The organism is Aneurinibacillus aneurinilyticus ATCC 12856 (assembly GCF_000466385.1).
Classification (GTDB): domain Bacteria; phylum Bacillota; class Bacilli; order Aneurinibacillales; family Aneurinibacillaceae; genus Aneurinibacillus; species Aneurinibacillus aneurinilyticus.
In genome coordinates this window covers 15477-28502 of record NZ_KE952647.1, presented here as the reverse complement: position 1 = coordinate 28502, position 13026 = coordinate 15477, and the positions used below count along the sequence as shown (strand labels likewise).

Below are 13026 nucleotides of genomic sequence, written 5' to 3'. Positions count from 1 at the left end.
ACTCTGGATTATACTGGATAATCAACACCCTTGAGACTATAACTTAAAATTGGAAATGAGTTCGTAGTAACCCGCGTAACTGTAGGTGTCTGTTTGACATCGTTCGGTAAATCTACATTCGTCAACGACTGTTTGCTCTCATTTTCCGCAAGTCTCATATCAAAATCCATCGGGAAATAAAGGCTCATCAGCAAATCATCATATGAAGTAGTTTCGATATGTGTAAGCCCACCTATTGCACGAATAGCATCTGCTACCTTATCTGTAACGGTTTGCTTGATTTAATCAGTCTGATAAGATGGCACACGTAGAGAAACGAGCAACGTTGTCTTATTAATGCTTGGCAGATAGTCACGATGCATTTGAAACGCTGAAATCCCGCCCCATACAACAATGAGCACGATGCAGACTAAGAGAAGTACAGCTCTTTGCATTGAGGCTTCAATCATTTTCTTCATACTTTTCCCCCTTATTCTTGGTTTAACCATAATAAAAGGACTAACTCGTTGGTTAAAAAGTTCAGGAGGATTAAAAAAATAGACTGGAAATAATAGGGAGAGAATGGGATTATCCGAGAAAGAAATGAACTATTTTGGTGAAGTAACAGTCTATTTAAGTACTACTACATAAAAAAATAAGGAGAAAGGGTATGTAGATAGAACATGCAGAAGGAGGATAACCATTGGAGTATGTAACAGCTTGGATGGATCATTATGGATATTTTGCATTGCTTTTTATTTTTATGTTGGAGCTTATTGCTCTTCCCGTTCCAGGGGAGTTGTTAATGAGTTATACTGGTCTCCTTGTTTTTCAGGGATGACGAATATTCGTTTCCGTACCTTTGCTCTGTATGCGTACCCCGAAGCTTTTCTATATACGGGTACTTTTATTTCTCTTGGCAAAGTTTTGGGACCGCAATGGGAACACTTCTATGGTGTAATCAAGAAATACTTCATTATTGCTGGTATTGTTATTGCTGTGGCGATTGTGCTCTACTTGTTATACAAAAGCAACGTATCGGCAATAGGTGTCATTCTTGTCGTTGTAATGATTAGTCTCATTCAGGATTTCCTAGCAAACGAGTTCAAGCAGTTTGATGAGGTTGTAGGCATTCTCGTTCCATTATTTTTCGCTCCAAACTGGACACCCTGGATACAATGGTTTGCTTCTACATGCCGAACATCTTCCGTACACTTTTCCAAGTGAATACACGTTGATGGCTACTGCCGTTTACGGATTTATTGCCTTTTTACTTATTCGTCACCTCAAAAATCCAGTAGGAAGGGTGTTTGTCGGGATAAGTCGTTTGTATTTCAAAGTGGAATATCCAAGCGATATCACAGCAGGTTATGTTTTTGGAGGCGTATGGCTGAGCTTGAATATTGTATTGTTGGAAATAAATCGTTTACTACGCACGGCTAGAGCTGTAAACTCATGATTTACAACTTTTTTAATAGTTGAAATTATCCTGGTGTGTTGTTGTACTTACCCTTACTTTAATTATAGCAATTGGAATAAGTCGCATATATCTTGGCGTTCATTTCCCAAGTGATGTTGTCGCCGGGTTTGCAGCAGGAGGTGCCTGGGTAGCGAGCTGCATTGTTGCTTTGCATGTTATCCGGTATTACAAGGGGGAAAGGAAAGCGAAATGAACAACATATGGATATTAAGCTTTGTTAGCTTTTTTACAGACATGGGGACCTATATGGTGACTCCTTTAATACCTATTTTTCTTGCCTCATCAGGGCCTGTGATTATTGGAATTATCGATGGTTTATCAGAAAGTTTGGCAAGCGTGTTGAAATTTTATTCTGGGCGTCATTCAGATCGCTGGAAAAAAAGAAAAGGGCTGGCTATGATTGGGTATGGATTATCCGGTCTGGGTAGAATATTTCTCATTATTTCAAGTTCTTGGATGGGTGTATTTATATGGAAGCTTATTGATCGAACGGGAAAAGGGATTCGTACAGCTCCAAGAGATGCCCTTATATCAGAATCTGGAGGGAAAAAGAAGCAAGGAAGGGTTTTCGGGTTACATCAAATGATGGATATGTTAGGAGCTTCTATCGGGATTGGGGCTGCTTATTTTATTATACAAATGGAAGGGAATCAGAATTTTCATGTTGTTTTTCTTTATTCCTTACTTCCGGTTATCATTGGATGGATCTTACTATTCGGTATAAAGGAACAGAAACAGCAACGAGTAGAAACAGAAAAGTCATCTACAGTTCTTCCTAATCTTGATTGGAAACTTTTAAATCCAAATGTAAAAAAATTATTACTGATTGTATTTCTATTTACCATTGTCAATTCATCAAATGCGTTTCTTTTGTTAAGAGCAACAGATTTAGGGATTTCTACCGCTAATGTTTTATTATTATATTTAATCTTTCACCTTACTGCATCTGCTTTTTCTTATATCTCCGGAGCTTTTTCAGATCGGTTCGGGCGAAGAGGAATACTAACAGTGGGTTATGCATTATATGGCTTTGTATATATTGGTTTTGCAGAAGTAACCACGATATTTGGCCTGATCGTTCTTTTTACGTTATATGGACTCTATTCAGCCTTAACTAAGGGCATTGAAAAAGCGTTGGTTGCTGATATAGCCAACCCGGGTGTCAAAGGAACTGCACTTGGTTTCTATGCGATGGTTACGGGAATTGGCCTATTTCCGGCTTCTTTACTTACAGGCTGGTTATGGCAGATATTTGGTGCTCAGGTTTCATTCTATATAAACGGTATCATCGCTATAGTTACATCTCTTTTGTTATTTAAAGTACTCTCTTTCAAAGCAAGGAAAACAACGTAGAAACATAAGGGATTATGTTTATATATACGATAATTAGAAAAGGTCAATAAGATTAGCTTGTGATAAATTTTTACACCTATCTTGGCTAAACCTCATCGCCATCAAGCTAGGAGCAACAAATACTCCCAAAGTAAAAAATACGCTATTCTTTCTCTATGACCGTTGAAAGGATGGCGTAGGATTCGCAAAAATAGTCAGTTAATTCTAAGTTATTAATTAGTGAGAACTAACTACGAGAATAGTAGTTTTCAATGATTTACCATCGTAAATGATCTAGGTGTCAATGATTCGAGAAGGTTTATATATTAAAAGAGCTAGTTTGTGAGGTGAGTTGATGATACATATTAATATAACTTAATTATAAATTAAAAATAATAATTTTATCATTTTGAAAATTAAAAATATAATAAAATCAGTTAATTCTCAATAGTTGATGAACAAACTGGCGCGAAAGAGTTAACACACTACGAATAGCTTCAAAACTTTCATAGGAAGAGGGGATATAAGTGAGCAATGTAAAAGATGTAGCAGCATTAGCTGCCAATCATGTTAATCCAGACGACTTGCCTTGGATTCCTTATTTTGGGGAGGCAAAATTTAAATTGCTTAAGGTCAATCCAGTCACAGGGCAAAATCTTACCCTATTAAAAGTCCCGCCGGGTATGCAACTTCCTCCCCATTTTCATTCTGGTACAGTCATTGTGTATACCATTCAGGGAGTTTGGAGGTACGTTGAGGATGATTGGATCTCCAGAGTAGGTGATATCGTTTATGAACCTGCTGGCTCCAAGCATACACCGAATGGCTTAGGGGATGAGGATGTTATTACGCTTAATATAGTCGAAGGAACATTAGACTATTTGGGCGAGGGTGGTGAAATTATTGCAAGAGATAATTGGGAGTCATTTCTGAAAAGATACCTTGCTTACTGTGCGTCTGAAGGAATTGAAGCTGTAGATGTAACCAAATTTTAAAAGATATAAAGAAGAGAAGCTCAGCGCCCATGTGCGACTGAAATACTTCTCTTTTTTTTTGCTTAATTCTTTATAATTTCAGATTTTAGAAAATGAATGTATTTGTTAGCAAAAGTAGATAAATGTTTAACCTCTGATCGAACCAACCCGATAGAAATATTTACAGGCCTATGATTAACCAAATCCACGGGAATAATATCCCCCTTTATAACAGGGGGATAATTTTTCATTAGGAAATCAGGAGCAAATGTAATAGCCAAACCTTCAACGATGGCTTGGAGAACTCCATCCATATTATTTGCTGTAAATAAAATTTTCAAGGGCTTGTACTCATTAAAGAAATCCTGAACAAAACACTGCATTGATTCACTGTTATATGTGACGAGAGTTTGATCGAAAATATCATGCGGAGTTATGGTACTAAGAAATGCTAATGGGGAATGCTTAGAAACATAGACCTTTGGCTTTCCCTCAAGTAGTGCTTCAAAAGCAATGCCATCCATGTTTATGTTCCAATTAGTTGAATATGTAATCAGTCCGATGTCGGTCTTATGCTGGCGAACATCTCCAATCACGGCAGGTGCCCATTTTTCGGAAACCTCTACATTTGCGCGCGGATAATCATGTCTAAAAGCGGCTATGGCTTTTACCAAAAACGTTGTCATGCCGGGGGCAGAAGATACTTTTAGTTCTTCCACTTCCGTAGGACTAAATGAGTTAGCAGTCTCTTTTATTTCTTCAACCTTCCTCAGTACTTCGTAGGCTTGTTTCAGAATGATTCTACCTTCATCAGTTGGTATTGCACCATGTCCTCGTGAACGATTAAAAATTTTAAGTCCTAGCTCCTTTTCTAAGCTGGTAATGGACTGACTGATACCGGATTGGGTCACATGTAGATTTTGTGCTGCTATAGACAGGGAGCGGTATTTTGCAACTTCAACAATATAGAGCAAATGTTCAAGATTCATAACCTTCCACCCACTTTAAATATTAGTCATGGTTACTTGTAAGTAAAAATATTTAATTTTATTTAAATACAATTTATGAGTATAATCAAGTTGATATTTCTAAAGAGTAATAATAATCTAAACATTCTTTACTCAGAAATACATTATTGAAGGAGGATTATTTATGAGATCGATTTTAAAAGAAAAAGTGCAAGATCCAGCAGCGTGGAAGGGAAGTGATCTAGCAAATGATGATTCATGGATTTATTGTATGTCTGAAAAAATGATTACCTCTCTTGAAAACGCTTTATTTCATGTGAAACAAAAGGGGTTACAAGCACCTGATTTTAACAAGGAGGATTTCCCGATTCCGGATCTGTCTGACGAAATTGCTTATTTTGTTGACGAACTGGAGAATGGGAGAGGGTTTCTATTACTTCGTGGATTACCGATGAAAAGATATACAGATGAAGAAGCGAGCATCATTTACTGGGGTCTCGGACTTCATATGGGCATTCCGGTAACGCAAAACGCAAGAGGGGATCTCTTAGGGCATGTCGTTGACCAAGGTCTCAGCTTAGAAGATTCAAATGTGCGTGGGTACCAAACGAAGCTACACCTTCCCTTCCATGCAGATGGTTCTGATGTGGTAGGCTTATTAAGCCTCCGTAAAGCAAAATCGGGGGGGTTCAGCAGTATCGTAAGCTCGATGGCTGTTTACAATGAAATTCTGGAGAAGTACCCAGAGTACCTTGGCATTCTCTTTCGCCCGTTCATCTTTGACCGTCGTGGTGAGGAGGGACCAGGTGAGTCTCCTGTATTTACATCACCCATCTTTAGTTATTACGATGGGAAATTGAGCTGCAGGTATGTCCGTACATTTATCGAATCAGCTCAAGCAAAAACAGGGATCTATTTATCAAAGGTTGAAATCGAAGCATTAGACGTACTCGATTCCATCCTTCATGATGAAAACATGCACTATAATATGATGATGGAACCAGGCGATATACAATTTGTTAATAATTATACAATGCTGCATTCGCGTACTGTATACGAAGATTATGAAGAGCCTGAACACAAACGCCACCTGCTAAGATTATGGCTCACGATGCCAAACGGTCGGGAAATTGCACCCGATTTCGCGATGTATATTGATGAACATACAGGAAAACCGGGGCGCGGCGGTATTCCTGTACGCAAAAAAACAGCTGGTGGTATTGTAGAAAACTTGAGGTAATTGGGTTTAAACTCAGAAATTTTCTTTAAATAAAGTATTTTATAAGGACATCAGTTGATTCATGTGAGGGGGAAGTACTTTTCAGAGCTTGGGAAAGTTACCCCTCAAATGGTGAAAAGCAGGGGGTTTTTATGCCTAGCACTCCAAAATACTCTTGGGTTATATTACTATTCTTAGTTCTTTCCGGGATGATCAACCAGGTTGATAAAATTATCATTGGTTTGGTTTCCGTTCCTCTTATGGAGGAGCTGCATTTAAGCCCTTCTCAGTGGGGACTTGTAGGGAGTTCGTTCTTTTGGTTCTTTATCTTTTCCTCTATCGTACTTGGAGGCATGGCCGATTCGAAAAACACGAAAAAAATGCTAACTTGGCTGTCCTTGATATGGTTGACTGTTCAATTTGCCACCCCTTTTGTTTCTAGTCTGTCTATGCTCATATTCACAAGAATGATTCTAGGGGCAGGCGAGGGCCCGGCTCCGGCTCTATCAACCGCTATAATTGGAAAATGGTTTCCGAAACATAGACATGGGATCGGCTTTGGCGCTGTTTTATTAGGAACAACAGGCGGGTCTGCGATTGCTTCGCCACTATTAATCTCATTGATCGATCAATATGGATGGAGATCTGCATTTGTAGCCATGGGTATTGTTGGGCTTATTGCGCTAGGTCTTTGGATGATTTTCGGGAAAGAAAATCCGCAAGAAATCGGGATGCCTTCTTTTGCTCAAAAGGAAACGAATTCGACCATGCTCTCTCAAGTTTCTTGGCGTCAGTTTCTTCCGTATTTATTTTCTAAAAATTTTGTTTTTACTGCTTTATGTGGGGGGTGTGCCTATTGGTTACTGTCTGTTCAAGCGGTATGGTTTCCGGCGTACTTTTCTAAGATTCAACATTTTGACGGTCAAACATTAAAATTAGCCGTGGCCCTGCCCTTTTTTTTCGCAGCCTTTTGCCAACTTGGATTTTCTATGCTATCAGATTGGCTTTATCGCAAAACAGGGGACATTCGTAAATCGAGAATCAATCTTGCCGGTTTCATGATGGTACTATCCGCTGTTTGTGTATATCTAGAAAATATTGTGAGTTCCACTAATCTTAAGATATTGTTTTTTACTCTTGCTCCAGGTCTTTCATATGTTATTCTTTCACTTGCACCTGCCATTTTGATGGATTTTTTCTCTCCCAAAAATATTGGAAAAGCACAAGGAGTGTTTATTGCTCTTTCAAGTTCAACCAGTATTATTGCTCCACTGGTATTTGGATATCTTATTCAATATGCAACGACTGAGGCAATAGGATATCAGTATGCGTTTCAAGCAACTTCTTTCGTTATGTTCGTTATCGGATTGTTGTTTTGGGTCGGTGTACGCCCCGTAAAGAAAAAACATACAACGATAACATCAGAGGATCAAGTGATTGTTTAAGTAGCAATTGAATTTATTCGCAGCCATCACACCCTCTTGTCAAAGACACCTTTCAAGAAAGTTGAGTTATCAATAACATACATGAATGGAGATGAGAAATATGGATAAAACCGTAAATCTTAAAAAATACATTAAAGGACTTGAAGAAAAATTGTTACGGCCAGAAGTTCGCACAAATCCAGAAAAACTAAATGAACTGCTTGCAGATGAATTTTTTGAATATGGAAGTTCGGGAAATATATTTTCAAAAAATGATTGCATTGATGCCGTTAAAATTGGTGGCACATTTAAAATGACCCTTCATAATTTTAATATGCATACTTTAGCTGATGATGTAGTACTGGCTACTTTTCAAATAAATGATGAAACAAGAAATCGACATACCTTGCGTAGTTCTATTTGGAAATACAAAAATGGAAGATGGCAATTGTTTTTTCATCAAGGCACAATAACTAATGTATAACCTTAGCCTTTTACTGTACTATCGGAAATTCCTTTACATTTGGAACCAATCACCTAGCGGATATTTTATATAACCCTTAAATCTAAAAGACTTCCTTGTCAGAGAATAGATATAGGGAGCCATCCCCAATCTGTTGAGTTTGTTAATCACTTACTCAATTCGAGATTTAGGGAGATGCTCCTTTTTTATAACTCTTATTGGATGTAATCGGAGTATTGCTACCATCAACAAAGATTGGGAAGCGGTCGTCAAAACGATCCTAAATTAGGGAGGTATTAGTAACCGAAATGATTTGCATTTAGTGATAGGCACAATAAAACAAGCTACAAAAAGGCGTGATGTAAAAGGAAGCATCATACACAGTGATCAAGGTTTTCAGTATACATTTTGCCAATACTATAACTTACTACAAAAGCACGGTGTAGTTCCTAGTATGTCCAGAAAAGAAAACTGCTCAAAGTATGTATGGAAAATCTTTTTGGGCACTTAGAGTCCGAAAAATATATCTTAATAAATATTAGACAACCTTAGTCCAATTGAATATGAACTAAGGTTGCATAAAAAGTGAATCAAACTCTGATTAAAGCAGTCAGTTCTTTAGCTAACAGAACATTAAGTTGGTTGAGTTACATATATCAATTATCATTTTGAAAGCTAAAGGAGGGGTTGTTTTAAGTCTATCTACTTAATAGGGATATGTTCATTTAGGGAGGCTCGTTAAAAAAACAATAACTTTTATATTTAACTTGTCCTAGCTTTTTAGTAAAAAACGGTATTCCCTATGCCACCGGTTACCGAAATGACATCGCCAGTAATCGATACCGACAAAGGTGAAGCTAGGAAGGTAACGACATAGGCAATTTCCTCCGCTGTAATCAAGCGGCCGCTCGGATTCATTTCTGCTGCCTTACGTAAAGCCTCCTCATTAGGGAAGCGGTCTCTAATCGTTTCCGTGTCTGCAATACCTGGATAAACAGCATTGACGTTAATTCCATGCTTTCCTAATTCCAATGATGCGGATTTTGTTAAATGGATAACCGATGCATTACGTGGACCGGAACTAAAATAATTGCCACCTATTCTAGCAGCCAGACCACTTATGTTGATGATACGCCCCCAATTATTTTTTATCATATAAGGAGCAACAGCTCGTGTACAACGAAAATAGCCCATATACTTTTCTTCAAAATCTCTTAAAATAAGTTCATCTTTAATGCGGTTAAAATCTTCCGGCTCTCCACCGCCAACGCGGGCCCCGCTATTGATTAGAATATCAATACTCCCCATCGCTGCTGCTGATTTTTCAACTAAATTTAGGATAGAGTCAGGATTCGAGGTATCCGCCACAATTGGATAGATATTTCTTTTTGTTTCTTCGGCTAATTCCTCTGCAGTGATCTTTAGTGAAGATTCGTTTCTTGCACAAATCGTACAATCTACACCTTCCAGAGCCAACTGACGGGCAATAGCTTTACCAATTCCTCGGCTTCCTCCTGTAATGAGTGCTTTTTTTCCAGATAACTTTAAGTCCATATAAATGACCTCCTGTTTCGATTCAACACGTTAGCTGACTAAGCTTTAAAGTGATTTTTGTGAATATTAAATCTCTTATACGTTGATTATATTTATAAATTGCACGTAAAGAAAATTAAATATTTTAATTTGTAATTAAGTATTACTAATTTGAGATTTAAGAAGGTAGGTAAATGTTTATCCTCTGATCGAATTAACCCTAAAGAAGTATTTACAGGGCTATGATCTAACTTCCCTAGGATTAAATGAGTTAGCTGTTTCTTTTATTTCTTCAATATTTCTCTGATATTAATGATACTTACTTGCAAGTAAAAATCTTTAATTTTATTTTATTTTGGTTTATAAGTATAATCGAAACAACAATTCTAAATAGTAAAAATATTATTAATAGTCCAAGTAAGATCTGTTTAAAACACCTTAGTATGAGTAAAAGGAGGAACATTATGTAATGAACTATCATTTAGACGGAAATTTGAAGAGAAGTGCAAGTCATTTCCCAGATCGTAATGCCTACATCTATGGAGATAAAGGTGTTACATACAAAGAACTAAATCAGCTCGTGAATCGATTCGCTGCCGGTTTGTCTGCCCGAGGAATCGAGAAGGGAGATGGAGTAGCTCTTTTATTAGGAAACAGTCCTGAATTTGTCATTGCGTACTATGGCATTTTACGCCTCGGTGCATTCGCTGTTCCGATTAATCCTTTGTTTACCCAAGGAGAAATTAACTACGTTTTAGACAATAGTCAAGCCAAAGCAATCATCGCCCATGTATCCGCAGAACAGAAGTTGCTAGAAATAAAGGAACAATTGGAAAATCTAAAGTTCGTTATTTATACAGATGCGGAGGATCAAGAGGGAACATGGGAACATCTCATGGAAGCAGGCGATCACACATATGAAAGCCCTTTCGTCGATCAGGAAGACCTCGCCGTCATTCTATACACATCAGGAACAACTGGTAAACCAAAGGGTGCTATGTTATCTCATCGAAACTTGGCTTCTAATGCAGACTCCGTTTCCAAATGGCTTGAAATGCATGAGGAAGATCGCGTCATGGCTGTTCTACCGATGTTTCATGTTTTTAGTATGACTGTCTGCCTGAATGCCCCAATTGCTTGCGGGGCAACCGTCCTTATTGTGCCGAGATTTAGCTCCCTTGATGTAGTCAGTATCATTCGAGAAAAAAAGGCAACTGTGTTTGTTGGAGTTCCTACGATGTACAATTTTATTTTTCAACTATCTGAAGCAACCATGGAGGATTTCTTATCTATTCGCTTGTGTATTTCTGGGGGTGCTTCCATTCCGATTGAACTGTTGCAAAAATTTGAAAGCAAATATAACGTTTTTATCTTGGAAGGGTATGGTCTTTCGGAAACAGCTCCTGTCGTCGCTTTTAACCCTTTAAGGGGAACCCGCAAACCTGGTTCTGTTGGTTTAAATATCCCGGATACCAAGAGCAAGGTGATAGATGAGAATGGAAAAGAAGTGCCGAGAGGGGAAGTCGGAGAATTAGTCGTTCAAGGGCCAAATGTAATGAAGGGATACTTGGATATGCCAGAAGCTACATCAGCTGTTTTAATAGATGAATGGTTTTACACTGGTGATCTAGCCCGAATGGATGAGGAAGGATACATCTACATTGTGGATCGCAAAAAGGACATGATTATCGTTGGCGGATACAATGTCTATCCTCGGGAAGTAGAGGAAGTACTGTATGAACATCCTGCCATCGTAGAGGCGGCTGTGATCGGTGTTCCGGATGAAGAATATGGAGAAAGCATAAAGGCTTATGTTGTCGTCAAGGATAAACAGCTCACCATGGATGATATGATTCGATTCTGTCAGGATAAGCTGGTAAAATACAAACTTCCTAGATATGTAGAATTTTTAAAGGAGTTACCCAAGAACTCAACAGGGAAAATTTTGCGCAGAGAATTAAGGCAACTGACTGAAGTTAAGTAAAAAATAAACCATATTATTGAAGGAGGATTATTTATGAGCTCCATTTTAAAGAAAAAAGTACAAGGACCAGTAGCGTGGAAAGGGAGTGATCTAGCAAAAGATGATTCATGGATTTATTGCATGTCTGAAAAAATGATTACCTCTCTTGAAAACGCTTTATTTCATGTGAAACAAAAGGGGTTACAAGCACCTGATTTTAACAAGGAGGATTTCCCGATTCCGGATCTGTCTGACGAAATTGCTTATTTTGTTGACGAACTGGAGAATGGGAGAGGGTTTCTATTACTTCGTGGATTACCGATGAAAAGATATACAGATGAAGAAGCGAGCATCATTTACTGGGGTCTCGGACTTCACATGGGCATTCCGGTAACGCAAAACGCAAAAGGTGACCTCTTAGGACATATTAAAGACAGAGGCCTCGACTTTACTAATACAAGTGTACGTGCTTACCAAACGAATGTGCATCTTCCCTATCACACAGATTTATCGGATGTAGTCGGATTACTAAGTCTTCGTAAAGCGAAAACTGGTGGTTTAAGCAGTCTTACAAGTGCAATGACTCTTTATAATGAAATTTTGGAGAAGTACCCAGAGTATCTTGGCATTCTCTATCGCCCACTCCCCCATGATCGTCGTGGGGAAGAAGCGCCAGGTGAATCTCCTGTATTTACATCACCGATTTTTAGTTATTACGATGGGAAATTGAGCTGTAGATATATGCGTTATTATGTCGAATCGGCACAAGAAAAAACAGGTATCAAACTGTCGAAAATGGAAATCGAAGCATTTGACTTAATCGACTCCCTCCTTCATGATGGAAACTTGCAGATTGATATGATGATGGAACCGGGTGATATGCAATTCGTTAATAATTATACCGTTCTTCATTCACGTACAGTATTTGAAGATTATGAAGAAGAGAAACGCAGACGTCATTTATTAAGATTGTGGCTGACAATGCCAAATGGCCGAGAAGTTGCCCCAGATTTCGAGGTGTTTAGCGGTGGTATTCCCGTACGTGAAAAAACTGCTGGCGGAATTATAGAAAACTTAAGGTAATCGAGCTTACATTCGAAAATCCTTCTTTAATAAAGCGTTTTATAAGGGCACTGGTTGATTCATATGAGGGGGGGAGACCTTTTTAGATTTCAGAAGAGGTACTCCCTAATACAATACAGAGTAGGGGAGATTATTATACAGAACACTCCAAAATACTCCTGGATTATCTTATTGTTTCTGGTTCTCGTGGCTATGATCAATCAAATTGATAAAATTATCATTGGTTTGGTTTCCGTTCCCCTCATGAAAGAGTTACATTTAAGTCCTTCCCAGTGGGGACTTGTGGGAAGTTCCTTTTATTTGATTTTTACCCTTACCTCGATTTTACTTGGTGGCATGGCCGATTCCAAAAACACAAAAAAAATGTTTATTTGGTTGTCGTGGATATGGTTGACTGTTCAATTTGCCACACCGTTTGTTACCAGTCTATCTCTGCTAGTGTTGACAAGAATGATCTTGGGAGCAGGCGAAGGTCCAGCAGCTGCTGTAGTAACTGCAATGTTAGGAAAATGGTTCCCGAAAGAAAGACATGGGATCAGCTATGCCACTGTTCTGTTTGGAACAATGATCGGACCTGCGATTGCTTCGCCACTATTAATCTCATTGAT

The 13026-nt window shown here is 38.4% G+C and carries 16 protein-coding genes; 13 read left to right on the top strand and 3 right to left on the bottom strand.

All coding sequences use genetic code 11. The features are described 5' to 3' along the window. Positions 1 to 281 precede the first annotated feature (281 nt). Positions 282 to 458: an efflux RND transporter permease subunit gene (locus HMPREF0083_RS27715; RefSeq protein ID WP_148315803.1), complete on the bottom strand. Its 177-nt coding sequence runs from the start codon at positions 456 to 458 to the stop codon at positions 282 to 284. 224 nt (positions 459 to 682) lie between these two features. On the opposite strand from HMPREF0083_RS27715, the gene HMPREF0083_RS29180 reads away from it, so the two are divergent. The 6 genes from HMPREF0083_RS29180 (at position 683) to HMPREF0083_RS00125 (ending at position 3786) form a co-directional block, all read left to right on the top strand. Next, positions 683 to 820 (top strand): hypothetical protein, encoded by a 138-nt coding sequence (locus HMPREF0083_RS29180; protein ID WP_240961494.1) that lies wholly within the window; start codon positions 683 to 685, stop codon positions 818 to 820. Further along, entirely contained in the window at positions 817 to 1206 is a 390-nt protein-coding gene (locus HMPREF0083_RS29175) for a DUF1614 domain-containing protein (RefSeq protein ID WP_021618834.1), read from the top strand. The genes HMPREF0083_RS29180 and HMPREF0083_RS29175 overlap by 4 nt, the downstream gene beginning before the upstream one ends. A 10-nt stretch (positions 1207 to 1216) precedes the next feature. Then, positions 1217 to 1438 carry a phosphatase PAP2 family protein gene (locus HMPREF0083_RS29170; protein WP_021618833.1) on the top strand — a complete coding sequence of 74 codons (222 nt, stop codon included), beginning with the start codon at positions 1217 to 1219 and terminating at the stop codon, positions 1436 to 1438. Between the two features lie 19 nt (positions 1439 to 1457). Further along, positions 1458 to 1652: a phosphatase PAP2 family protein gene (locus HMPREF0083_RS26850; protein ID WP_021618832.1), complete on the top strand. Its 195-nt coding sequence runs from the start codon at positions 1458 to 1460 to the stop codon at positions 1650 to 1652. Further along, positions 1649 to 2812, top strand: coding sequence for an MFS transporter (locus HMPREF0083_RS00130; RefSeq protein ID WP_021618831.1), 1164 nt, complete (start codon positions 1649 to 1651; stop codon positions 2810 to 2812). Before HMPREF0083_RS26850 ends, HMPREF0083_RS00130 begins: the two co-directional genes overlap by 4 nt. Positions 2813 to 3318: 506 nt before the next feature. After that, on the top strand, positions 3319 to 3786 hold the full coding sequence (locus HMPREF0083_RS00125; protein WP_021618830.1) for a 2,4'-dihydroxyacetophenone dioxygenase family protein: 468 nt from the start codon (positions 3319 to 3321) through the stop codon (positions 3784 to 3786). Positions 3787 to 3848: 62 nt separating this feature from the next. Here HMPREF0083_RS00125 and HMPREF0083_RS00120 read toward each other — a convergent pair whose 3' ends face one another. Next, positions 3849 to 4754 carry a LysR family transcriptional regulator gene (locus tag HMPREF0083_RS00120; protein ID WP_021618829.1) on the bottom strand — a complete coding sequence of 302 codons (906 nt, stop codon included), beginning with the start codon at positions 4752 to 4754 and terminating at the stop codon, positions 3849 to 3851. A 163-nt stretch (positions 4755 to 4917) separates the two neighbouring features. Between HMPREF0083_RS00120 and HMPREF0083_RS00115 the strand changes: the two genes are divergently transcribed. From HMPREF0083_RS00115 to HMPREF0083_RS30000, 4 genes are all read left to right on the top strand, one after another. Continuing rightward, positions 4918 to 5973, top strand: a complete 1056-nt coding sequence (locus tag HMPREF0083_RS00115; protein WP_021618828.1) for a TauD/TfdA family dioxygenase — start codon at positions 4918 to 4920, stop codon at positions 5971 to 5973. A gap of 131 nt (positions 5974 to 6104) precedes the next feature. Next, the gene (locus tag HMPREF0083_RS00110) at positions 6105 to 7397 is read left to right on the top strand and encodes an MFS transporter (protein WP_040300957.1); all 1293 of its coding nucleotides are present in this window, start codon (positions 6105 to 6107) and stop codon (positions 7395 to 7397) included. Positions 7398 to 7497: 100 nt separating this feature from the next. Continuing rightward, entirely contained in the window at positions 7498 to 7860 is a 363-nt protein-coding gene (locus HMPREF0083_RS00105; protein WP_040300956.1) for a nuclear transport factor 2 family protein, read from the top strand. Between the two features lie 274 nt (positions 7861 to 8134). Beyond that, the gene (locus HMPREF0083_RS30000) at positions 8135 to 8350 is read left to right on the top strand and encodes a DDE-type integrase/transposase/recombinase (RefSeq protein ID WP_148315807.1); all 216 of its coding nucleotides are present in this window, start codon (positions 8135 to 8137) and stop codon (positions 8348 to 8350) included. Positions 8351 to 8619: 269 nt separating this feature from the next. On the opposite strand, the gene HMPREF0083_RS00100 is transcribed toward HMPREF0083_RS30000, so the two are convergent. After that, on the bottom strand, positions 8620 to 9393 hold the full coding sequence (locus tag HMPREF0083_RS00100) for an SDR family NAD(P)-dependent oxidoreductase (RefSeq protein WP_021618825.1): 774 nt from the start codon (positions 9391 to 9393) through the stop codon (positions 8620 to 8622). Between the two features lie 448 nt (positions 9394 to 9841). Here HMPREF0083_RS00100 and HMPREF0083_RS00095 point away from each other — a divergent pair, with 448 nt between their 5' ends. From HMPREF0083_RS00095 to HMPREF0083_RS00085, 3 genes are all read left to right on the top strand, one after another. Continuing rightward, complete coding sequence (locus HMPREF0083_RS00095) at positions 9842 to 11356, top strand: long-chain-fatty-acid--CoA ligase (protein WP_021618824.1); 1515 nt, start codon at positions 9842 to 9844, stop codon at positions 11354 to 11356. Between the two features lie 33 nt (positions 11357 to 11389). Next, positions 11390 to 12418 carry a TauD/TfdA family dioxygenase gene (locus HMPREF0083_RS00090; RefSeq protein ID WP_021618823.1) on the top strand — a complete coding sequence of 343 codons (1029 nt, stop codon included), beginning with the start codon at positions 11390 to 11392 and terminating at the stop codon, positions 12416 to 12418. A 192-nt stretch (positions 12419 to 12610) separates the two neighbouring features. Continuing rightward, positions 12611 to 13026: MFS transporter (locus HMPREF0083_RS00085; RefSeq protein WP_245191293.1), on the top strand; the 416-nt coding region annotated here is incomplete at its 3' end.

What these genes read in the sequence shown, in the direction of transcription:
- HMPREF0083_RS00130 (WP_021618831.1), top strand. Translation starts at nt 1,649, where the DNA reads ATGAACAACATATGGATATTAAGCTTTGTTAGCTTTTTTACAGACATG.
- HMPREF0083_RS29175 (WP_021618834.1), top strand. Translation starts at nt 817, where the DNA reads ATGACGAATATTCGTTTCCGTACCTTTGCTCTGTATGCGTACCCCGAA.
- HMPREF0083_RS29170 (WP_021618833.1), top strand. Translation starts at nt 1,217, where the DNA reads ATGGCTACTGCCGTTTACGGATTTATTGCCTTTTTACTTATTCGTCAC.
- HMPREF0083_RS00090 (WP_021618823.1), top strand. Translation starts at nt 11,390, where the DNA reads ATGAGCTCCATTTTAAAGAAAAAAGTACAAGGACCAGTAGCGTGGAAA.
- HMPREF0083_RS00100 (WP_021618825.1), bottom strand. Translation starts at nt 9,393, where the DNA reads ATGGACTTAAAGTTATCTGGAAAAAAAGCACTCATTACAGGAGGAAGC.
- HMPREF0083_RS00095 (WP_021618824.1), top strand. Translation starts at nt 9,842, where the DNA reads ATGAACTATCATTTAGACGGAAATTTGAAGAGAAGTGCAAGTCATTTC.
- HMPREF0083_RS00110 (WP_040300957.1), top strand. Translation starts at nt 6,105, where the DNA reads ATGCCTAGCACTCCAAAATACTCTTGGGTTATATTACTATTCTTAGTT.
- HMPREF0083_RS00105 (WP_040300956.1), top strand. Translation starts at nt 7,498, where the DNA reads ATGGATAAAACCGTAAATCTTAAAAAATACATTAAAGGACTTGAAGAA.
- HMPREF0083_RS00120 (WP_021618829.1), bottom strand. Translation starts at nt 4,754, where the DNA reads ATGAATCTTGAACATTTGCTCTATATTGTTGAAGTTGCAAAATACCGC.
- HMPREF0083_RS00115 (WP_021618828.1), top strand. Translation starts at nt 4,918, where the DNA reads ATGAGATCGATTTTAAAAGAAAAAGTGCAAGATCCAGCAGCGTGGAAG.
- HMPREF0083_RS27715 (WP_148315803.1), bottom strand. Translation starts at nt 458, where the DNA reads ATGAAGAAAATGATTGAAGCCTCAATGCAAAGAGCTGTACTTCTCTTA.